Here is a 585-nt window from a genome sequence, read left to right as displayed (position 1 = left end):
CTTATCACCCGCAGTCTGACTCCCGGGGTCTTAAATTACGGCATTCGGAGTTTGACTGAGTTCGGTAACCTTGTTGGGCCCCTAGCCCAATCAGTGCTCTACCTCCGTAATTGAACCCCCGAGGCTAGCCCTAAAGCTATTTCGGGGAGAACCAGCTATTTCCGGGTTCGTTTAGCATTTCACCGCTACCCACAGCTCATCCCCTGATTTTTCAACATCAGTGGGTGCGGGCCTCCACTTAGTTTCACCTAAGCTTCACCCTGGCCATGGGTAGGTCACCCGGTTTCGGGTCTACAGCTGACAACTTAATCGCCCTATTAAGACTCGCTTTCGCTGCGGCTCCGGGAATTGATTCCCTTAACCTTGCTGCCAACCATAACTCGCCGGCCCGTTCTACAAAAAGTACGCCATCACACATCCTGGAAGTTGGAAGTTGGAAGCTGGTGATTAGATAAACACCTCTTTTAAGCTTTAAAAGCTTTTTAAGGTCATTTTTTCTAACTTCCAACCTCTAACCTCCAACCGCCAGTATAGTGCTCTGACTGCTTGTAGGCTCACGGTTTCAGGTTCTATTTCACTCCCCTC

General features: G+C 49.7%; 1 rRNA gene. It reads right to left on the bottom strand.

Going from position 1 to position 585, the window contains the following annotated elements:
• A 23S ribosomal RNA gene (locus SCM96_16070) occupies positions 1-585 on the bottom strand; the annotation flags it as partial.

Source organism: Acidobacteriota bacterium, from assembly GCA_033549365.1.
Taxonomy (GTDB): domain Bacteria; phylum Acidobacteriota; class Aminicenantia; order Aminicenantales; family Saccharicenantaceae; genus JAWSUF01.
This window is presented reverse-complemented; position numbering and strand designations above follow the sequence as displayed.